We start from the raw sequence: 20,493 nt of genomic DNA on the forward strand, positions 1-20,493 counted from the left end.
CACAATTGCAACCAGAGAGTCACACACGGCGAACCGGACAACGTGCCCGACGTTCCGGGCTCGGGTCCTGACGACCTGAGTGCCTGGAACGTATGCGGGCACCGTTACGCGAGACTCCGTCCCGCGTTACGGCGCCGTCACGGGGACGTCTCGATTCGGCAGAGGTGCAGGTGGGGGGCGTCCGAGGTCAGGACGGATACTGCGAGAACGCGGCCGTCGCGGGGTCGGAGCCCAGGCGTGCGTCCGAGTCGAGCCCGTCGATCGCGGCGACCTCGTCGGACGAGAGCTCGAACCCGAACACGTCGATGTTCGCGGCGAGACGCTCGAGGTTCACCGACTTGGGGATGACGACCCGTCCGCCCTGGACGTGCCAGCGCAGGATCGCCTGGGCCGGGGTGACGTCGTGGGCCGCGGCGACCTTCGCCACGACGGGGTGGTCGAGGTCGGCCCCCCGCCCGAGCGGCGAGTACGCCTCGACCGCGATGCCCGCGGCGAGCGTCGCGGCCTGCGTGGCGCGCTGCTGGTACGTCGGGTGGACCTCGATCTGGTTGACGGCGGGCACCACGTCGGTCTCGGCGAGGAGCCGCGCGAGGTGGTCGGGCAGGAAGTTGGACACGCCGATCGCGCGCGCCGCGCCGTCGGCGTAGAGCTTCTCGAACGCCCGCCAGGTCTCGACGTAGAGGTCCTTGCTGGGGACCGGCCAGTGGATCAGGTACAGGTCGACGACCTCGAGGTCGAGGGCCTCGCGCGAGTCCTCGAAGGCCTGGAGGGCGGACTCGAACCCCTGGTCGCCGTTGCGCAGCTTCGTCGTCACGAAGACCTCGTCACGGTGCAGCCCGCTCGCGCGCAGAGCCGCGCCGACCCCGGCCTCGTTGTAGTAGCCGGCCGCGGTGTCGATGTGCCGGTAGCCCGCCTCGAGCGCCTCCTCGACGTTCTGCTGGGTCGCGTCGTCGGGCACCTTGAAGACGCCGAGGCCGACCTGCGGGACGGTGACGCCGTTGTTCAGCACGACGCCGGGGACCTGGGAGGGAGAGACCATCACTCAGTTCTACCCCGCGCGCGGCGGTGGGCACCACCCGCCACGTGGCGGGTGGTGCCGCCTCGCACGCCTCGAGGGGCGACTGCGGCCGGGTACGTGACGCGTGCGCGGCGCGTGAAGGTCGTGGAGCCCCTGGGGCGGCCGTGCGAGGGATCGAGGCGGACGCTGTGGCGCTCGCCTCATCGGCCCGTCCGGGCGCGACGCGCACCGTCCCTGCGTGGCACGGTGGCCTGATGTCCCCGCACGCCTCCCCGTCCCGCGGTCTGCCGCCGGGCGGTTCCTCCCCTGCGCGCCCGCAGAACCGGGTCGTCCGGGTCGTCGCCGTCCTCGTCGCCCTGCTGGTCGTCGCCGCGGGCGTCACGTTCTTCCTGACGCGCGCGTCCGCACAGCCGTCGGCACAGCCCTCGCCCACCCCGTCACCGACCGCGACCCCGGTCCCCGCCGAGCGGGTGGACCCGCCTGCGGTGCTCGACCCGACGTTGGTCGAGAACCTCGAGATCCACCAGGAGTCGACCGCGGACACGGGCGACGCCCGCTCGATCTCGACCGTCGCGATCCCTGGCGAGCGCTCGCTCGCGCGGGCGTTCGGTCGCTTCGTCGACGCGACGACGCAGGCCTACGAGGCCGCGGTCGACCCCGCCGCGACGGGCAACGAGCTCAACGTCGGCTGGGACCTGGTGCTCGCGCAGGGCGACGTGCTGGGCGTGCACGCCTCGACCTACGCCTTCACGGGCGGGGCGAACGGGGAGGTCGGCAGCCAGACGTTCTACACCGACCTCCCGCGCGCGACCACGACGTGGTCGGCCGACCTGCTCACCGCGGACGGCCGCAAGCAGGCCGCGGAGTGGGTAGGAGCGGCGCTCACGGCCGCGGGGCTGGGGTTCGGCGAGCCTGTGCCGTCGTCGGAGGACACGTTCCGGGACGTCCGTCTCGGGCCCGACGGCGCAGCGACCCTGGTCTTCTCGCCCGGCCTGGTCTCGGCACGGGCCGACGGGGAGCTCGCCGTGCGGCTCGAGCCGGACGCGACCCGGTCCGTCCTGTCGGCCGTCGGCAAGCAGCTTGCCGAGGTCGCGGCGAGCGGTGCGCCGTTCGTGGGGATCGCCCCGCCCCCTGTCGAGGAGCCGCCCGTGGCCGCACCGCCCCCCGCCTCGCCCGACGCGCCGGACTGCTCGGTGCTCAAGTGCATCGCCCTGACCTTCGACGATGGCCCCGGCAGGTACACGTCCCAGCTCCTCGACACCCTGGCCGAGAAGCAGGCCAGGGCCACGTTCTTCCTCGTCGGGCGGTCGGTCCAGGCGAACCCCGACCTGGTGCGCCGCGAGGTCGCGGAGGGGCACGCCGTCGGGAACCACACGTGGTCCCACCCCGACCTGTCGAAGCTCGGCACCGACCAGATCTCGCAGGAGCTGCAGTCGACCGCGGACGCGGTCGAGGCCGCGTCGGGCGTCCGACCCACGCTCGTACGGCCCCCGTACGGCGCGACGAGCGATACTGTGACGAGTGTCCTCTCCCAGCGCAACGAGCCGGCGATCCTGTGGAACGTCGACACCGAGGACTGGAAGAACAAGGACTCGGCCATGACCTCGGAGCGGGCCCTCGCAGGTGCCCGACCTGGGGCGATCCTGCTGATGCACGACATCCACGCCTCGACCGTGTCGGCCGTGCCCGGCATCGTGGACAGCCTGCGGGCTGCTGGTTACACGCTCGTGACCGTGCCCGATTTGCTCGGTCATGACCTGGTTGGGGGACACAAGTACTTCAATCGTTAGCAACAGGGGTAGCACAGTCGGAGTAACCCCTGTACCGTTACCGGTGAGATTGCAGTGCCTCGCTTGTCCTTGCGCAACGGCCCCATGCCACCGCGAACCTTGTTACCCAAGAGTTGACGACGAACACCGTGATGTTCGGCTCCAGATCATGGAGCTGTTTGAAACTCTAGAAGGAGATCCCCATGGCATTGGGAACCGTGAAGTGGTTCAACGGCGAGAAGGGCTACGGCTTCATCGCACCTGAGGACGGCAGCGCCGACGTGTTCGCGCACTACTCCGCCATCCAGACGCAGGGCTTCCGCTCGCTCGAGGAGAACCAGCGCGTCGAGTTCGACGTGACGCAGGGCCCCAAGGGCCCGCAGGCGGAGAACATCCGCCCGCTCTGATCTCACTCGCCTCCGGGCGTAGCTGATCATTGAACGAGTGCCCCCGACCGGTTCGCCGGTCGGGGGCACTCGTGCGTCCAGGACCAGGTACCCCTGTGCCTGGTCCTGGACGCCGTGGTAGAACTGAGAACGGTCCAGAGGACCAGCGAACCGCCCTCCGGCGTGCTGGTCCGGCAACCGCGCGACGCGCACGGTGCTCCCGGAGGAAGACCCGCCCCCACGCCCGTGGGGGAAGAGCGAGCAGCCCCACGCCGCAGCGCTCGTCCTCGTGCCCCTCGCCCTGGGCTTCGCCCGGGTGGGTGCCCGCACGCGGGTGAGCTCCGCCGTCGGGCCGGAGAGAAGGAGCACCATGGCCCAGCACGTCATGGAACGCCGGGCGAGCACCGCCCCCTGTCCCGTACCGACCGTGTGCGACCGGTACGACACCGGGCACCTCCTGCACCCCGTCCACGCACGCATGCTGGGCAACCGGCCCTGGGGCTGGCGTGACGGCACGGTCCGCGCGGTGCGACCGGTCGACGGAGGCGTCGAGGTCGTCGTCGAGTACACGACGGGTGAGGGGGCGTGCCGCGTGTGGCACCACACGGGGCTCGACCTGGCCGACGGGCTGACCGTGCGCGTGCACGAGCAGTACCACGCGCTCGAGCTCGCGGGACAGCCGCTCAACGTCCGGCTCCTGGGTGGGGTGGGCTGCGTGCCGGAGCCCGCTCCCCGCTGAGTGCATGGTTCGGCAGCGGCTCGCCGGGCGTGTCGCTGCCGAACCACGCACTCGACGGAACGGAGGGGCGGCGAACCGCGTTGAACCGGTGAGGGCACCCGCCCTCGACGGTTCGACCAGAAGGACACGCTCATGGGATTCCTCGACCGCCTCCTCGGCCGCACCCCGCAGGACGAGGGGATGCCGCGCCGCCACGCGACCTACGACGGCCACGAGTCCCCCGTGTACGGCACCCCGCCCCCCGCTCCGACGGGTCCGGGGCGCAGCGAGGACGACGTCGCGATCGACCGCTACCGCTACCTGCTGCGCACGGCTCCCCCCGAGGCCGTCGAGCAGGCGCACACCGAGGCGTTCGAGCGGCTCACGCCCGAGCAGCGGCGCCGTGTGCTCACCGACCTCGGCGAGAACCTGCCGCCCGCCGAGCGTGCGACCTCCGACGACCCGCAGTCGCTCGCCCGCATGGCGACCCGCGCCGAGATGCGCAATCCCGGCACGCTCGAGCGGTCGTTCGGCGGCCGGCAAGGGGTCGGCGGCCCGGGCGGGCCCGGCATGGGCTCGATGATCGGCTCGAGCATGCTCGGCACCATCGCGGGCGTCGTGATCGGCTCCGCGGTCGCCAACATGATGTTCGGCCCGATGTTCGGCGACCCGACCGCGAACCTCGCGAGCGACGGCGGGGCGGGCGGCGAGGGGGATCCCGGGGCGACCGAGGCCGACCCTGGAGCGGGCGACACGGGCGGAGAGGTCACCGAGGCCGGAGGGGACCTCGGCGGTGACTTCGGTGGGTTCGGCGACTTCGGTGGTGGGGACTTCGGAGGGTTCGGGGACTTCTGAGCCCTGACCCGCCGTCGAGTGCGTGATGCGGCAGCGACTCGCCCGGCGTGTCGCTGCCGCATCACGCACTCAGCGGAAGCTCGGCCGCTACCGAGCGGCCCCCGACTGGCACAGCCCGATGAACGCGCCCAGCTCGGCGAGCTCCTCGGGGTGCTGCGGCAGGTAGTCGGTGAGCCGGTGCGAGCGGACCACGACGGCGCACCACTGGCCCCGCGAGACCGCGACGTTCACGCGGTTGCGCGACAGCAGGAACTCCATGCCGCGCGGCACGTCCTCACGCGCCGAGGCCGTCATCGAGACGATCGCGACGGGCGCCTCCTTGCCCTGGAACTTGTCGACCGTGCCCACGCGCACGTCCCCCAGCCCTGCGGCCTGGAGCGCGTGCCGCACGGTCCAGACCTGCGCGTTGTAGGGGGCCACGACCACGAAGTCGTGCTGGTCGAGCGGGCGCGAGCCGGTGGGGGCCCCAGCGTGGGAACCTGCGGCACCCCCACCCCGCCCGCCCGGGTACCAGGTGGTCCCGAGCAGCGCCTGGACCTGGCGCACGATCTCCTGGGCCTCCTCGACCGAGGAGACCGCGTTCCCGGCGTGCTCGACCTCGACCACGTGCACGCCGGGCTCGACCCCCACGAGCAAGCGTTCGCCCGCGGCCGCCTCGGCGTGCAGCAGGCCCTCGTACGCGAGCTCGGACACCGCGTCGCACAGCGCCGGGTGCATGCGCCAGGACCGCGCGAGGAAGTAGCCGTACTCCGGTGGCAGCACGTCGTGCCCTCCGCCGGCACGGGTCAGCCAGCCGAGGGCCGACTGGTCGACCGGCTCGGGGTGCTGCCCCTGCGAGACCTGCGGGAGCTGCTGCGGGTCGCCCAGGAGCAGGAGCCGCTGCGCGGCCCGCGAGACCGCGACGGTGTTCGCGAGCGAGAACTGCCCGGCCTCGTCGATCACGAGCAGGTCGAGCTCGCCGTCGCCGAACCGCTCGACGTGCGCGAAGTCCCAGGCCGTCCCGCCGATCACACCGGGACCTTCCGCGACGAAGGCCGAGGTCTGCGCGGAGTCCACGAGCCGCCAGGGGACGAGCCGCGAGCCCTCGGGCAGGTCCGCCGCGGCGACGTCGTCGGCCAGGCCGGAGCCCACGTCGCGCCCGACCCTCGACACGTCGCGCCCCTTGGGACCCGAGGCCTTCTTGCCCACGCGGTCCGCAGCGACGCCGCCCTTGCTGATGACTCCCGCGAGGACGTTCTCGACGACGTCGTGCGACTGCGCCACCACGCCCACGCGCCAGCCCTCGGCGACGAGGCGTCCGATCACCTTCGAGGCGAGGTGGGTCTTCCCGGTGCCGGGAGGGCCCTGGACGCCGAGGTACGACCCGTCGAGGTCGCGGACGGCGTCCGTGACGGCGTCGATGTACCGCTCGGGGCCGTCCGCGAGGGCCGGGAGCGGGCCGCCCGACGACGTGCGCGGCGGGCACCTGCGCAGCAGGTCGAGCGCAGGGTGGTCGGGAAGCACCAGCGGGGCCTCGACCCCACCGGGGTTCTGCCCCTGCACGAGCGTCGCGAGCGCCCGGATCGAGGCCTCCTGCTGCGGTGTGGGCAGCACCTGGCCCACCGTCAGCGCCATGGGCAGCACGTCGTGCGTGGCAGCCCCCTTGGGGACGGGCATCCGCACGTCGAGGACGTCGACCTCCCGGCCGCTCGCGAGCCGCCCGCGCTCGACGCCGTGCACGCGCACGCTCCCCGTCGACCAGCGCACCGCGCCGTGCGCGGGCTCGATCCCGTCGGGAGCGGGCCCCTCGAAGAGCGCGGTCGCGCCCTCGTAGCCCGCCTTGAGCTCGGTGCCGTCGGGCAGCTCGCCGAAGAGCCGCAGACGACGCGACGGGTTGCTGCGCGGCGTCGCCCGGGCCCAGTCCTCGATCACCTCGGCCCGCTCGACGACGAAGTACGACCGGGGCGTCTGCCACTCGTCCACGGGGTCCTTCAGCCGGGAGAAGTACTCCTGCCAGAAAGGCTTGGCCTCGCGCCAGTAGTACCCGACCCCTGCGCCGAGGAGCGCGACGGCCTCCTCGTCGTCGGTCCGCCCGGCCCCCGAGCGGCCGTCCACGCCGCCCGCGAGCCCCCGCACGTCGAGCTCGACCTGCTCGGCCTCGGCGCGCTTGGCCCGGCGCGCCACCTCGGCGTCGCTGAGCTCGAGGGCGGGCGGCAGGTCGTCCTCCCACCCGTTGCCCGCCGGGGGCGTCGTCCGTACGTCGCTCGTCGCGGGGGCCGTGCGTCCGGCGAGGCCCAGCAGGAACTCGTGCAGCCGCAGGGTCGAGAGGCAGTCGTACTCGTTGTAGTCGGCGATGCCGCGCAGCAGCCTGGCCGCCTCCTCGTCGTCGCCCGCGTCGCGCGCGGCGCACCAGGTCGCGTAGGCCACGACCGACGCGGCGGCGTCGGTCACGTCGCCGCCGCGGAGCTGGTCGCCCATGTACAGCGGTTCGAGCTTCTTGATCGAGTACGACGGCGCCGAGACCTTGAGCGAGTGGCGCACGGTCGCGTAGAGGTCGACGAGCACGCCCTGGCGCAGGAGGTCGTCGACCTCCTGCTCGTAGACCCCGTGGCGGGCCGCGATCGACAGCAGGTGGGTCTTCTCGTACGACGCGTAGTGGTAGACGTGCAGCCCGGGGTACTGGGCGCGTCGCTTGGCCAGGTAGTCGACGAAGTCGACGAGCGCCTGCTTCTCCTGCTCCAGGTCGTGCGCCCAGAACGCGTGGAAGGGTGGCGCCTCTCCCGAGGTGCCGGGTCGCTCGACGAGACCGAACAGGTAGTCGATGTTCCACGTGATGTCGCCGGTCGCGGGGTCCGTGACCGACCACAGCGGGTCGCCCTCGAAGTCGAAGAACACGTCGCCCGGATCCGGCGGGGGCAGGGCGCGCAGCGGCGCGGGGTCGACGACCACGTAGGAGAGCGTGTGCTGCTCCGTCCGGGCAGGTTCAGGGTCCCCCTCCCCCGGCACCACCTGCGTGCTCCACGTGACCGACCCGCTGGGACCGGGGCCCAGGCCCGGCACCTCGCCCCCGTCCGCCGGCACGTCGACCAGCCCGGCCTGGAGCCGGGCCTGGACCCGCAGCGTCTCGAAAGTGCGCGCCGCGAGCCCGCGGGGCGGGGTCGTGGCCGACGCGAGCTGGGTCATGGTGGTGATGCCACCCGCGCGGAGCCTCACGCGCTGGGTGCTGCGCAGGCCCGCGACGCTGAGCAGGTCGTCGTGCTCCTCGACCTGCTGGGCGCAGTACCCGCACGTCCCGCACTGCCGCAGCCCGGGCGCGTCCCAGCGGACCGGCTCGCCGGCCGCGCGGTGCGCGTCCAGGAGGTGCAGCAGCTCGGCGCGCCGCTCGCGGAACACGGGCAGGACGTCCGCGAGCCGGTGGTCGGTCACGGCCCGCGTGCCGAGGATCAGGTGCAGCACGGGCGACGTCTCGACGCCGGCTGCCAGGAGCTGGTCGGCGTAGGCGGCGAGCTGGAGCAGCGCGGCGACCTTGGCGCGCCGCGCGAGCTTGGCGTCGTACACCGCGTACACGGGGCCGGCCGCACCCGGCGCGCCGGGCCCTCCCAGGGTGCCCGACGTCGTCGGGCCGGCGGGGAGCAGGGGGACGTGGGCCGCCCGGCTGTCCGTGCGGATCAGGAAGTCCGCGCGGCCGTGGAAGCGGCCGTCGAAGAACGAGCCCTGGTAGACGACCTCCACCCCGTCACGCAGGGCCGCGAGCGTCGCGGCGTGCGCGGCCACGAGGTCCTCGCGACGCACGGTGCGCGGCACGGGGATCTCCCGGACGGCGTCAGCACCCACGAGGTCCACGAGCCCGGCGAGGACGTGCTGCTCGTGCACGTCGCCCAGGGTCGCGGTGCGTTCGAGCATGTCGTCGACCTCGACCGCACCGCGGGCAGCGCGCCCCGTCTTCTCGTCGAGCGTGCGCAGCAGGCGGTACTCGCACTCGCTCGCCGCGACGAGGTCGCTCGCGGAGAACACGAGCAGCTCCTCCGCGGACGGGTCCTGCTGGTCCATCAGGAACACGACGACTCCTCGGGATCGCTCACGCGCGCTGCCGATCGCCCGTGGAGGCTGCCGACCGGGGGCCGCCGCACGCGTCTCGGCCCGGTTCCTTTGTACCCGGCGCCGCTGACAGGGTACGGAATTGGCGTCAACGGGCCGATCTGCAGCATAGTGAGCGCGCTGGAACTGTCGAAGGAGCTCTCCCATGGCCGTACATTTCAACCCGCCGCCCGGCTGGTTGGTACCTCCCGGTTTCGCCCCTTCGTCCGACTGGCATCCCGACCCGGCCTGGCCGGCCGCGCCCCAGGGCTGGGTCTTCTGGGTGGAAGCCGCCCCTGCCGTCCCCGCGCCGCCCGCACCACCCGCCCCGCCCGCCTCGGGGGCGGAAGCCTGGTCCCGCGAGACGCCGGGCGGCGGGATCCCGGTGCTCTTCCAGACCGCGGTCGCGCGCGGAGCCTCGGTAGCGCCCTCGCCCGCTGACTCCACGCACGTCATGGCCCCCGTCACGTCGCCCGGGGACGGGACGCCCGCCGTCGGGCCGACGAGGCGGTCCCGCCGCGACGTGAGCGCTCCCGCGCCCGCGGAGGCGCCCTCCTCGACCATGATCCTGCCGGTCGTCGGTGCTGCCGCAGCCCCGCCCGTCGCGGCCATGAGCGCCGCCCAGGTCGACGGGCCCGCCGTCGCCGTCGGGACTGCTGCCTCGCCCGCCGGGCCCACTCCTGCCGCCGACCGGGGACCGCTCGCGATCTTCTCGAGCGACGACGAGGAGCGCGAGGAGCGGACGTACATGCGCTGGCTCCTGCCCCTCGGGATCGGCGTGGGCTGCCTCGCCGTGGGGCTGCTCATCGGCCTCGGCGTGACGCTCAAGGCCCAGTCGGAGGCCGGGGACGCCACCGCGGCGGCCGCCCTCACGACCGAGCAGATGGCCGCCGAGCGCGAGAAGCTCGACGCCGAGCGAGCCGACCTCGAGACGCAGCTCGCCGGGATCGCGGCCTCGACCGAGGCCGTCACGGCCCGTGAGACCGCCGCGACCACCAAGGAGGCCGAGCTCGACGCGCGCGACGTCGCGCTCGACGACCGCGAGGTGGCGATCGCGGAGCGCGAGGCCGCGGTGCAGGACAACGGCGACGACGGGAACGACGGCGGCTGGGACTCGGGCAAGGTCAACGGCATCTACCTGACGTGCGAGGCCGCGAGACGCGACGGCAAGACGCCGCTCAAGAACGACGACGCGGGCTTCAACCCGGCGCTCGACTGGGACGGCAACGGGGTGGCCTGCGAGCGCTGACCGGCTCTCGCCGGCGGGCGCCTCGGCCCCTCTCGTGGTGGTGGTACGACGGACGTGGCCCCTGGACCGAGCGGTCCAGGGGCCACAGCTCACGCTCGACACAGGCGCGGACGGTTACAGCACGTGCGCCAGGAACTCCCGGGTCCGCTCCTCGCGCGGGTTCGTCAGCACCTCACGCGGGTCGCCCTGCTCGACGATCACGCCGTCGTCCATGAAGACCACGTGGTCGCCGACCTCTCGCGCGAAGCCGATCTCGTGCGTCACGACGATCATCGTCATGCCGCTCTCCGCGAGGTCGCGCATGACCGCGAGGACCTCGCCCACGAGCTCGGGGTCGAGCGCCGACGTCGGCTCGTCGAACAGCATGAGCTCGGGGTCCATCGCGAGCGCCCGCGCGATCGCGACCCGCTGCTGCTGACCACCGGAGAGCTGCGAGGGGTAGTGGTCGACGCGGTCGGACAGGCCGACCCGGGCGAGCAGCTCCTCGGCCCGCGCCCTGGCCTGCGCCCGCGACAGCCCACGCACCTGCACGGGGGCCTCCATGACGTTCTGGAGAGCCGTCATGTGCGGGAACAGGTTGAAGCGCTGGAACACCATGCCGATGCGCGAGCGCTGGGTCGCGATGACCTTGGGGTGCAGCCGGTGCAGTCGCTTCTTGCCGTTCTTCTCGACCTCGCGGTACCCGATGAGGTCGCCGTCGACGTAGATGCGCCCCGCCGTGAGGTCCTCGAGCTCGTTGATGCAGCGCAGCAGCGTCGACTTGCCCGAGCCCGAGGGGCCGAGCACCACGCACACCGAGCCCCGCGGCACCTCGAGGTCCACGCCCTTGAGGACGTGCACGTCACCGAACATCTTGTGCACCCCGGCGATCTCCACCATGGGGGCGGCGGACGCGTCGGCGCGTGCCGCCGTCGGGCCTGACGCCGAGGCGGAGTTCGCAGAAGCAGCGCCGGACGGGCGGTCGAGAGCGTCCGCGGTCACGGGGTCACCTCCAGGAAGGGGTCGGCGTTCGCGGTCGTGCCCGACGCCGCTATCGCCTCCTGCTTGCTCGGCTTCTTGGGGCCCTTGCCCGGCTTGCGACGGCGGGACGTGCCCGTCGACGAGCCGAACCCGCGCCCGTAGTACTGCTCGATGTAGTGCTGGCCGACCATGAGGATGCTCGTGATCAGCAGGTACCAGATCGCCGCGACCATGAGCAGCGGGATCGGGAGGAAGATGCGGTTCGCGATCGCGTTCGACGCGAACGTCAGGTCCAGGCTGAACGGCACCGCAAGGACCAGCGACGTGGTCTTGAGCATGGAGATGGTCTCGTTGCCCGTCGGCGGCACGATCACGCGCATGGCCTGCGGCAGGATGATGCGCCGCAGTATCTTGCCGTCCTTCATGCCCAGGGCCTTCGCGGCCTCGGCCTGGCCCGGGTCCACCGATCCCAGGCCCGCGCGGACGATCTCCGCGAGGTACGCGGCCTCGTTGAGCGCGAGCCCCAGGATCGCCGCGCGTGCCGCGGTGATGAGGTCGGCCGTGTCGAACACGAACCACTCGGGACCGAACGGGACGCCCAGGCTGAGCTTGGGGTACAGCACCGAGATGAGACCCCAGAACACGAGCTGGGTGTAGATCGGGGTGCCGCGGAAGAACCAGATGTAGAACCAGCTCGTCGCCCGCATGACCGGGTTGTCCGAGCGCCGCATGACCGCGAGGATCACCGCGAGCACGACGGCGATGGCCATCGAGGAGAACGTCAGGATGAGGGTCCAGCCCACGCCGCGCATGATCTGCACGTCCCGCAGGTAGAGCCAGACGACGTCCCACCGGAACTTCTCGTTCGTGACCAGGCCGTGGACGGCCATGGCCGCCAGGACGAGGAGGACCACGGCCGCCGCCCAGCGTCCTGGCCGGGGCACCGGGACCGCGTGGATGCGCTCCGGGATCCGGTCGGCAGGCGCGGACGCCGTGCCGAGGCTCGACGAGCCCCCGCCCGGCGATCCGTCGGGCGATGGGGTGCTGGGCGGCTGGGCCATGGCTACCTCTGTTCTGTCAGGGGATCAGCTCAGGAGACCACGGGGTTGAGCTCGGCCGTGGTCACCGCACCGGAGGCGTTGCCCCAGGTGTCGAGGATCGTCGTGTAGTCGCTGTCGTCGATGAGCTTCTGGACCGCGGCCTGGACGGCCTGCGCGAGCGCGGTGTCGTCCTTGGCGATCGCGATGCCGTGCAGCGAGTCGGCGAAGATGTCGCCGAGCTGCTCGATCTGGCCGCCCGTCTGGGTCACGGCGTAGGCCACGACCTGCGAGTCCGCGTACATGACGTCGGCCTTGCCGCCCACCAGGTTGGTCGTCACGTCGGCCTGGCTCGCGTAGCGCAGCGGCGTGATGTCGGGCTTGCCCGCGGCCTCGCAGTCCGCCATGAGGCCGTCGAGGGCCTCGTCCTCGACCGTGCCGGTCTGGACGGCGATGCTCAGTCCGCACACGTCGGTGGGGTCGACGTCCTTGGGGTTGCCCTGGGCCACCGCGAACGCCTCGCCCGCGCGGAAGTAGTTGACCATGTTGACCTCGGCCAGGCGCTCGGGCGTGATCGTGAAGCCCGAGACCCCGATGTCGTACTTGCTGCCGATCGCCGGGATGATCGACGCGAAGTCGGCGTTGGTGACCTCGACGTCGAGGCCCAGGACGGCACCGACGGCCTTGGCCAGGTCGACGTCGTAGCCGACGATCGTCTTGCCGTCGTCACCGATGAACTCGGCGGGTGCGTACGTGGCGTTGGTGCCGACGGTCAGGAGGCCGGCCTCGACGACGTCGGCCGGGAGCATCGCGGCGATCGTCTCGTCCTTGGCGATGGTCGACGGGTCGAACGTCGCGGTCGACGAGCCGCCGGCGGTGGGGCTCGCGCCCGAGTCCGTCGAGGCGTCGGTGCACGCCGTGAGAGCGAAGGTCGCGACGAGGGCGGTCAGGGCGGTGAGGGCAGGCAGCCTGCGCATGGGGGTCTCCCGTTTCATGGTGATGAGCTCCGGCGCCGACCTCAGGGGGGTGGGTCGTGACACCGTGCAACGCGGGCAGCACGGAGCGGCGCCGCACCGTTGCCCTCCCAGTTTCCCGCGCGGGCGCCCCGACTGGCAAAACGACGCCGTTCCGGCCCGGGCTCCGGGAGCCGGGTGCGCGCCGGGCACCGGCCCGGATGCCGGTCCCGACGGCGGCCGGGCAGCTCCGTGGAGCTGCTCGACCGCCGTCGGGCCTGGCACCTCTCGACCGGTACCGCGCTCGCCTACCTCGCTCTGCTCAGGAGACCGGCGGGTTGACGACCGACTCGTCGAGGGCCCCCGCGTCGTTGCCCCACGAGGCCAGGATGTCGGTGAACGTGCCGTCCTCCATGAGGACCGTGAGCGCGGCCTGGATCGCGGCCGCGAGCTCGGTGTCCGCCTTCGCGGTCACGATCCCCTGGGGCGCGGAGTCGAACACGTCGCCGATCTGCTCGATCTCACCGTTCGTCTGCTCGATCGCGTAGGACACGATGGGCGAGTCGGCGTACATGATGTCGGCCTTGCCGCCCACGAGGTTGGTGGTCGCGTCGGCCTGGTTGTCGTAGCGCAGGACCTCGAGCGGCTGCTCACCGTCCTCGACGCACGTCGAGCTGATCTCGTCGGCGCCCTCGTCCTCGACCGTGCCGGTCTGCACCGCGACGGTCAGGCCGCAGATGTTCGCCAGGTCGACGTCCTTGGGGTTGCCCTTCTGGACCGAGAACGCCTCGCCCGCGTTGAAGTAGCTGACCATGTTCGCCTCGGCCATGCGCTCGGTCGTGATGGTGAACGACGAGATGCCGACGTCGTACTTGCTGCCCAGCGCCGGGATGATCGCCGGGAAGTCGGCCGACTCGATCACGACCTCGAGCCCCAGGACCGCTCCCACGGCCGTGATGATGTCGATGTCGTAGCCGACCGGTGTCCGGCCGTCCGCGTCGATGAACTCGGCAGGTGCGTACTCCGTGTTGGACGCGACGACGAGCTTGCCCGCGCTCGCGATGTCGGCCGGCAGCAGGGCCGCGGCCGCGTCGTCCTTCTGGACCGACGTGAGGTCGAAGGGAGCTGCCGTGGAGGTCTCGCCCGCGGAACCGGTCGATGGGGAGTCGGTGGGCTGCGAGGCGTCGGTGCAGGCCGTGAGGGCCAGGGTCGCCGCGGCCGTGAGGGCGACGAGGAGAGGCATCTTGCGCATGAGAGCTCCGATCGGGTGGGGACGTCGTGGCGCGCCACTCTAGGGGCGATACGTCTCGCTCGCGTCACGTAAGGGTTTCGGTTCGGCACCTAGCCCTGGCCCACCCGACCGCGCCGCGCCCCCGGGTGGGCCCGACGCCTCGGTCGGCACGCACCCGATCAGCCCTTCGTCAGCCGTCCAGCGGCGACATGTCCAGGTACCGGTCACCCGCCGCGGCCCCGGCCGGGAGCACCGCGTCGAGCGCCGCGAGGTCCTCGGGAGCGAGCTCGACGGCCACCGCGGCGACGTTCTCCTCGAGGTACTGCACCCGCTTGGTGCCGGGGATCGGGACCACGTCGTGCCCCTGCGCCAGGACCCAGGCGAGCGCGAGCTGCCCGGCCGTGATGCCTCGCTCCGCCGCGAGCGCACGGACCTGGGCCACGAGCGCGAGGTTGGCGTCGAGCGCGTCGCCCACGAAACGCGGGTTGGTCCTGCGGTAGTCGTCCTCGGTGAGCCCGTCGACCGACGAGATGGTCCCCGTGAGGAAGCCGCGCCCGAGGGGCGAGTACGGGACGAGCCCGATGCCCAGCTCGCGCAGCGTCGGCAGGATCTGCGCCTCGACGTCGCGCGACCACAGCGAGTACTCGGTCTGGAGAGCGGTGAGGGGGTGCACGGCGTGCGCGCGCCGGATGGTCTCGGGCGCGGCCTCGGACAGGCCGAGGTGGCGGACCTTGCCCGCCTGGACGAGCTCGGCCATGGCGCCCACGGTGTCCTCGATGGGCACGTCGGGGTCGACGCGGTGCTGGTAGTAGAGGTCGATGTGGTCGAGGCCCAGCCGCTGCAGGCTGCCGTCGACGGCCTGGCGCACGTACTCGGGTCGTCCGTCGATGGTCCGGTCGCCCGCGCTCGCCCCGGCTCGGGAGATCCCGAACTTGGTCGCGATCACGACGTCGTCGCGGGCCACGCCCGAGCTGCGCAGCGCGCGGCCCACGAGGCGTTCGTTGGTGTGCGGGCCGTACATGTCGGCCGTGTCGAGGAGGGTCACGCCCAGGTCGAGCGCGCGGTGGATCGTGGCGATCGAGGTCTCGTCGGTGGTCGAGCCCTCGCCGCTCGTCGCGCCGTAGAAGGCCGACATGCCCATGCAGCCGAGGCCCACGGCCCCGACCTCGAGCAGTGTCCCGTTCTCGGTGCTGCCGAGCGTGTGGGTGGGAAGGTGCCGAGCTGCGGTGGTGTCCGTCATGACTCCAGCGTGCGACTTCGAGTGCGCTCGAGGTCAAGAGGACGGCCGTCGTCAGCGGTCCCCGGTCCGCCCCTCGTAGACGTCGATCTTGCGCTCGATCGCCGCGAGGTGCTCCTGCACGGACGCGAGCTCGGCGCGCACGCGCTCGCGGTGCGCGTGCAGCAGACGCAGCCGCTCGGCCTCGTTGCCCTGGCCCGCGCGGACCAGGTCCGCGTACGCGCGCACCTCGCGGATCGGCATGCCCGTCCCGCGCAGCCGCGTGAGGAGCACGAGCCAGTCGAGGTCACGAGGCGTGTAGCGCCGGTGCCCGGACGGGGCACGCTCGACCGCGTCGAGCATGAGCCCGTCGCGCTCGTAGTAGCGCAGGGTGTGGACGGTGAGGCCCGACGACGCGGCCGCTTCAGCGATGGTCAGCGCCGTTCCCGGGGCGAGAGCGGTCATGGGTCCAGCGTGCCACGGCGGCGCCGTGCGGGTGCCGGGTGCAGGGGTGCTGTTGTCGGACCGGGCACCGGTCAGGACGGCACGTGCTCGACGCCCCAGTGCGCCGCGAGGCGTTCCGCCTGGACCTCGAACCCGCGCTGCTCGGCCCGGACGAGCGGCCGGAAGAGCTGGGTGTCGAGCCGCAGGGTGCGCGCCGTGAGCACGTGCCGCCACCGCCCCACGACCCGGCCGTCCACGGCGATCACGTGCAGGAACGGCGACTCCTCCGTGCCGGGGAGCCGGAGCGGCAGGACCGCGGGGGCCTCGACCGAGAGCGGGTCGCGGGCCAGGTCCCGGCTGTCCTTGTACGACACGAAGTACTCGTCGTACCCCTGGAGCAGGTCGACGTGTCCGTCCCCCGCGGCCGCGGTCAGGGGCGGGCCGTCGACCAGCCGCCACATGACCAGCCCCGTCGCCTCGTCCCCGGCGCCCACGACCTGCTCGACCTCGCCGCCCAGCGCCGCGAGCCCCTCCCGCGTACGGGTCATCGTGAGGCCCGACCAGCCCGCGAAGTCCTTGACCGTCGCGAGCCCCCGGCTGCGCAGGTAGCGCCGCAGGAGCTCGTTCAGTGCCTCGTCCTCGTCGAACGTCGCCCCGAGGGGCCCGTAGCCGGCGGGCACACGCTCGTCGAACGCCGCGTACGTCTGCTGCCTGCCGCGCAGCGCGCCGCTGATCACGACCCGGTCGAGCTCGGCCCGCATCAGGATGTACGTGAACGGGATGCCGGTCGAGGGCAGCCCGTGCGACGCGAGCAGCTCCGCGAGCTCGGCCCGGGTCCGGTGCCGGCCGCCCGCGACGGCCTCGGCGAGCAGGTCGGTCGCGACCGCGTCCTGCGCGGGCCCGCCCAGGTCCGGGTAGTACGGACGGTTGAGGCGGTGCACCCGGGGCGCGGTGAGCTGCAGGAGCCAGCGGACGTCGTCGGGCAGGACGGTGTGCCACGTGGGGCGCAGGACGTGCGTGCGCAGCAGGTCCCCCGCGGAGAACGCCTCGCGCGCGGACGCCGCGGACGGCGTCCCCGCCGCGCGCTGCGCGATCCCCCACAGGGACGGGTGGAACTCCTGCGACTGGACGGCGCCCAGGTGCCCGACGACGTCGCGCAGGCTCGGGAGGCCGGCTCCCCGGAGGCCGTGCGCACCCAGCCGGGTCGCGACGACCGTGTCTGCGCCGGGCGGCGTCGCCCCTGCTCCCTCGCCGACCACGCCGCTCACCGCCCCGGGATCACGACGCCGCGAGGTCCGCGAGCGCGACGTCCGTCCCGCTCAGCTCGACGCGGATCGCGCCGTCGGTGACCCCGACCGAGGTCAGCGTGACGCCCGTCGGGAGGTCGAGCGGGACCTGGAGGTTGGTCACGAGGTTCGCGATCGGGCGAGGGAGGTCGGAGATCGTGATCGTCGCAGGCCCCAGGGTCAGGGCCGCGACGTCGACCGCGATGGTGTTGCCGTCGACGCGCGGCGTCAGCCGGGCCGAGAGGTCGACGCCCAGGACCGACATGCTCGCGACGAGCAGGTTCCCGTCGGTGCTGAACGTGACCGGGGACCCCGCTGCCTCGCTCGCGACCGCGTCGAGCGAGGACGGTGCGAGCAGCCCCGTCGCGGTGCCCGACTGCAGGACGTACGGGTCGCGCGTCGAGACGCCGCGGGCGTCGATGTGCAGGTCGGACACGGTGTAGCCGCCGAACGTCGCCGTCGCGGCCGTCCCGGTGACGTGCTCGAGCTCGCCGCCGACCACCTGCGTCAGGAACGGGAAGCCCTGGATGTCGAGGTTCGCGTCCGTGAGCTCGACGTCCCCCTGCTCCATGGACCGGACCGCGGCCCCCTCGGTCACGCGCACCGCGACGCGGTCGACCACGACGAGCACGAGCACCAGGACGACGAGCCCGCCGATCAACCACCACCATCGCTTCATCCGCCCACAGTAGGTGGCGAGGCTGGGCGTTGCCTCGGACGATGCGGATCCGTGACCTGCGGTGTCGCTCACGGCGGGCAGCTGCGTGGTGGTGCCGTCGCCCAGTCGTGCGCGTCCACCGCCGACGCCGGGCGCCGCTGTCCGGGTCCTCCTGGTTCGCTGCCTTCGCGGCGGCACGCCCCAGGTCGCGCCGATTAGGCTGAATGGATGACTCGTCCCGTGCGCATCGGTGTCCAGCTCCAGCCCCAGCATGCCGACTATCCCCAGATCCGTGACGCGGTGGCCCGTGCCGAGGACGCCGGGGTCGACGTGATCTTCAACTGGGACCACTTCTTCCCGCTCAGCGGCGACCCCGACGGCAAGCACTTCGAGTGCTGGACCATGCTCGGCGCGTGGGCCGAGCAGACGAGCCGGGTCGAGATCGGCGCGCTCGTCACGTGCAACAGCTACCGGAACCCCGAGCTCCTCGCGGACATGGCCCGCACGGTCGACCACATCTCGGGCGGCCGCCTGATCCTCGGGATCGGCGCGGGCTGGTTCGAGAAGGACTACGACCGGTTCGGCTACGAGTTCGGCACGGCGGGCTCGCGCATCGCGGACCTCGCCGACGCGCTCCCCCGCATCAAGGCCCGCTGGGCCGCGTCCAACCCGGCGCCCACGCGCGAGATCCCGATCCTCGTCGGGGGCGGGGGCGAGCGCAAGACCCTGCGCATCGTCGCCGAGCACGCGACCGCGTGGCACTCGTTCGGCGACGCCGAGACGCTCGCCCGCAAGAGCGCGATCCTCGACGAGCACGGCGCCGCCGTCGGGCGCGACACGGCCTCGCTCGTCGAGCGGTCCGTCGCGGTGAACCGTCCGCCTGCCGAGGTGGGCGACGAGCTCGTGGGCCTCGGCGCGACGCTCCTGACGGTCGGGGTCAGCGGCCCCGACTACGACCTCTCGCTCGTCGAGCAGTGGGTCGCCTGGCGCGACGCGCGCGCCGAGGGCTGACCTCCAGCAGGACGGGGCGCGCCGCGCACGCGGTGGCTGCGCCCCGTCTCAGCCACCGGACGCCGTACGCCGTCCGGGAACAACGGCCCGGCGGCGAGGGTTGCCGCAGTCATGGCCACCCCACCACCAGCGTCGTCCACCTCCGGCGCGGTCTCCCACCTGTCAGCACCGTCGGCCCCGTCGGCTTCCGTACCCACCCGCGGCACGCGCATCACCGTCGGCTTCGTGCTGCTCCTGTCGGCGCTCACGGCGATCGGCCCGCTCACGATCGACCTGTACCTCTCGGCCTTCCCGCAGATCGTGCGGGAGCTCGGCACGACCGAGTCCCGCATCCAGCTCACCCTGACCGCGACGCTCGCGGGCCTCGCGCTCGGTCAGCTCCTCATCGGGTCGCTCTCCGACGCGATCGGGCGCCGCCTCCCGCTGCTGTCCGCCCTCTCGCTCTACGTCCTGGCCTCGGTCGGGATCGTGTTCGTCCAGTCGGTCGAGATGCTCACCGCGCTCCGGTTCGTCCAGGGCCTCACGGCCGCGGCCGGCATGGTCCTGTCGATGGCGATCGTGCGCGACAACTTCGAGGGCTTCCAGGTCGGCAAGGTCATCGCGCGCCTCATGCTGGTCGTGGGCGTCGCCCCGATCCTGGCTCCGACGATCGGTGCCCAGTTCCTGCGCATGGGCTCGTGGCGTCTGATGTTCGTCGCCCTCGCGGTGTTCGGCGTGCTGCTGCTGGTCCTCGCGGCCCTGCGGCTCAAGGAGTCGCTGCCCCCCGAGATGCGGCGGACGGGCGGCACATCGGCGGCCCTGCGCTCGTACGGCTCGCTCGTGCGCGACTGGTCGTTCTTCGGCCTCGCGCTGCTCGGCGGGTTCTACATGGCCGCGATGTTCACGTACATCTCCGCGTCGACGTTCGTGTTCCAGGAGCAGTTCGGCCTGAGCGCCCAGCAGTACGCGATCATCTTCGGCGCGGGCGCGGTGTCCGTGACGATCGGCAGCCAGGTCAACGGCGCGCTCGTCGGGCGCGTGACGCCCGAGCAGATCCTGCGCGTCATCGTGCCCGTCGGCATGGTCCTCTCCGCAGGGCTGCTCGCCGCGACCCTGAGCGGCGCGGGGCTCCCGGTCCTGGTCGCCCTCATCGTCCTGACCCTGGGCACGGCCGGGTTCGTCATGCCCTCGGTCCCGGCGGTCGCGCTCGAGCGCAACGCGCACCGGGCCGGCAGTGCGGCAGCCCTGCTGGGGGCCATGCAGTTCGGCGTCGGCGCGGGCATCGCGCCGCTGACCGGGCTGATCGGCGGCGACGTCACGATCACCATGGCCGCGGTCATGTTCGGCGTCATCTCGGTCGCTGGCCTGCTCCTGCTGAGCCTGACGCGCTCGCTGCGGGCCGCGCCGGCAGGCGACGCGCCGATCGTGGTCTCCGACGCCTCCGAGCTCGGGGTCGTCGCGGCGGCCGAGGCCGTGGTCGAGGCCGCCGAGGCGGCTCCTGCCCTCCCGGCGCCGGCCTCCGTCGGCGAGCCCCGCTGAGTTGTCAGAAGTGGGGGGGGGGGGGGCCCCCCCCCCCCCCCCGCCCAACCCCCGCGGGGAGCCCGGGGGGGGGGCCCCCCGGCCGCCCCGGCCCCGCCCCCGGGGGGCCCCGCAATGAGTGGCCGGGC

The 20,493-nt window shown here is 72.8% G+C and carries 17 protein-coding genes and 1 riboswitch; of the genes, 7 read left to right on the forward strand and 10 right to left on the reverse strand.

The genetic code is table 11. The features are described 5' to 3' along the window. Window positions 1–187: 187 nt before the first annotated feature. Entirely contained in the window at window positions 188–1,039 is an 852-nt protein-coding gene (locus ACIPWA_RS15595; protein WP_068627615.1) for an aldo/keto reductase, read from the reverse strand. Window positions 1,040–1,272: 233 nt separating this feature from the next. Here ACIPWA_RS15595 and ACIPWA_RS15600 point away from each other — a divergent pair, with 233 nt between their 5' ends. The 4 genes from ACIPWA_RS15600 to ACIPWA_RS15615 all read left to right on the forward strand — a co-directional run bounded on the left by ACIPWA_RS15600 (window position 1,273) and on the right by ACIPWA_RS15615 (window position 4,746). Beyond that, a complete protein-coding gene (locus tag ACIPWA_RS15600; RefSeq protein WP_400291465.1) occupies window positions 1,273–2,808 on the forward strand; it encodes a polysaccharide deacetylase family protein in 1,536 nt (511 codons plus the stop codon). 182 nt (window positions 2,809–2,990) lie between these two features. Then, window positions 2,991–3,194, forward strand: a complete 204-nt coding sequence (locus ACIPWA_RS15605) for a cold-shock protein (protein ID WP_030152390.1) — start codon at window positions 2,991–2,993, stop codon at window positions 3,192–3,194. Between the two features lie 131 nt (window positions 3,195–3,325). Further along, window positions 3,326–3,437, forward strand: a riboswitch (SAM riboswitch). A gap of 106 nt (window positions 3,438–3,543) precedes the next feature. Continuing rightward, entirely contained in the window at window positions 3,544–3,912 is a 369-nt protein-coding gene (locus ACIPWA_RS15610; protein WP_056764323.1) for a hypothetical protein, read from the forward strand. Between the two features lie 132 nt (window positions 3,913–4,044). Next, entirely contained in the window at window positions 4,045–4,746 is a 702-nt protein-coding gene (locus tag ACIPWA_RS15615; RefSeq protein ID WP_400291467.1) for a hypothetical protein, read from the forward strand. 87 nt (window positions 4,747–4,833) lie between these two features. Here ACIPWA_RS15615 and ACIPWA_RS15620 read toward each other — a convergent pair whose 3' ends face one another. After that, the gene (locus tag ACIPWA_RS15620) at window positions 4,834–8,775 is read right to left on the reverse strand and encodes a TM0106 family RecB-like putative nuclease (protein ID WP_400291620.1); all 3,942 of its coding nucleotides are present in this window, start codon (window positions 8,773–8,775) and stop codon (window positions 4,834–4,836) included. 193 nt (window positions 8,776–8,968) lie between these two features. Between ACIPWA_RS15620 and ACIPWA_RS15625 the strand changes: the two genes are divergently transcribed. Continuing rightward, complete coding sequence (locus ACIPWA_RS15625) at window positions 8,969–10,051, forward strand: excalibur calcium-binding domain-containing protein (RefSeq protein ID WP_400291468.1); 1,083 nt, start codon at window positions 8,969–8,971, stop codon at window positions 10,049–10,051. Between the two features lie 114 nt (window positions 10,052–10,165). On the opposite strand, the gene ACIPWA_RS15630 is transcribed toward ACIPWA_RS15625, so the two are convergent. From ACIPWA_RS15630 to ACIPWA_RS15665, 8 genes are all read right to left on the reverse strand, one after another. Beyond that, a complete protein-coding gene (locus ACIPWA_RS15630; RefSeq protein ID WP_056653646.1) occupies window positions 10,166–10,930 on the reverse strand; it encodes an amino acid ABC transporter ATP-binding protein in 765 nt (254 codons plus the stop codon). Between the two features lie 98 nt (window positions 10,931–11,028). Beyond that, on the reverse strand, window positions 11,029–12,072 hold the full coding sequence (locus tag ACIPWA_RS15635; RefSeq protein ID WP_082609069.1) for an amino acid ABC transporter permease: 1,044 nt from the start codon (window positions 12,070–12,072) through the stop codon (window positions 11,029–11,031). Between the two features lie 29 nt (window positions 12,073–12,101). Continuing rightward, window positions 12,102–13,025, reverse strand: a complete 924-nt coding sequence (locus ACIPWA_RS15640; protein ID WP_400291471.1) for an ABC transporter substrate-binding protein — start codon at window positions 13,023–13,025, stop codon at window positions 12,102–12,104. Window positions 13,026–13,323: 298 nt separating this feature from the next. Continuing rightward, entirely contained in the window at window positions 13,324–14,253 is a 930-nt protein-coding gene (locus tag ACIPWA_RS15645; protein ID WP_400291473.1) for an ABC transporter substrate-binding protein, read from the reverse strand. Between the two features lie 169 nt (window positions 14,254–14,422). After that, window positions 14,423–15,472 carry an aldo/keto reductase gene (locus ACIPWA_RS15650; RefSeq protein WP_400291474.1) on the reverse strand — a complete coding sequence of 350 codons (1,050 nt, stop codon included), beginning with the start codon at window positions 15,470–15,472 and terminating at the stop codon, window positions 14,423–14,425. 51 nt (window positions 15,473–15,523) lie between these two features. Next, window positions 15,524–15,913: a MerR family transcriptional regulator gene (locus ACIPWA_RS15655; RefSeq protein ID WP_056764310.1), complete on the reverse strand. Its 390-nt coding sequence runs from the start codon at window positions 15,911–15,913 to the stop codon at window positions 15,524–15,526. 71 nt (window positions 15,914–15,984) lie between these two features. Further along, entirely contained in the window at window positions 15,985–17,160 is a 1,176-nt protein-coding gene (locus ACIPWA_RS15660; protein ID WP_400291477.1) for a winged helix DNA-binding domain-containing protein, read from the reverse strand. 10 nt (window positions 17,161–17,170) lie between these two features. Then, complete coding sequence (locus tag ACIPWA_RS15665) at window positions 17,171–17,857, reverse strand: LmeA family phospholipid-binding protein (RefSeq protein WP_400291478.1); 687 nt, start codon at window positions 17,855–17,857, stop codon at window positions 17,171–17,173. 207 nt (window positions 17,858–18,064) lie between these two features. Here ACIPWA_RS15665 and ACIPWA_RS15670 point away from each other — a divergent pair, with 207 nt between their 5' ends. Continuing rightward, a complete protein-coding gene (locus ACIPWA_RS15670) occupies window positions 18,065–18,847 on the forward strand; it encodes an LLM class F420-dependent oxidoreductase (RefSeq protein WP_056653280.1) in 783 nt (260 codons plus the stop codon). 225 nt (window positions 18,848–19,072) lie between these two features. Next, the gene (locus tag ACIPWA_RS15675; protein ID WP_400291480.1) at window positions 19,073–20,365 is read left to right on the forward strand and encodes a multidrug effflux MFS transporter; all 1,293 of its coding nucleotides are present in this window, start codon (window positions 19,073–19,075) and stop codon (window positions 20,363–20,365) included. The last annotated feature ends 128 nt before the right edge of the window (window positions 20,366–20,493 follow it).

Origin of the sequence: Oerskovia enterophila, from assembly GCF_044748475.1 — a bacterium.
In the GTDB taxonomy this organism is placed as follows: Bacteria; Actinomycetota; Actinomycetes; order Actinomycetales; family Cellulomonadaceae; genus Oerskovia; species Oerskovia enterophila.